This is a genomic window from Ensifer sp. ZNC0028 (assembly GCF_000799055.1).
In the GTDB taxonomy this organism is placed as follows: Bacteria; Pseudomonadota; Alphaproteobacteria; order Rhizobiales; family Rhizobiaceae; genus Ensifer.
Map to the genome: position 1 here is coordinate 1 of NZ_JTLA01000227.1, position 238 is coordinate 238.

The 238-nt window shown below is 60.9% G+C and carries 1 pseudogene; it reads right to left on the reverse strand.

The features are described 5' to 3' along the window. Window positions 1-238, reverse strand: a pseudogene (locus L981_RS32720) (lipoprotein-releasing system transmembrane subunit LolC); the annotation flags it as partial.

Genomic DNA, 238 nt, shown 5'->3' on the forward strand with positions numbered 1-238 from the left:
ATGATCAGGCCGGAGATGATGTTGAGCGCCGCGACCAGCACGATCAACGACAGGATCATGAACATCACGTTGCTCTGGACCTCGAGCGTCGAGAGGAAGGTCCTGTTGCGGTCGCGCCAGTCGGTGATGAAGATCTGCCGCCCGGCCGCATCCTCGATCGGCTGGCGCAGCTCGTCGATGGCTTCAGGACGCTCGACGAAGATCTCGATCGACTGGACCAGTCCCTCGGCGTTGAAGA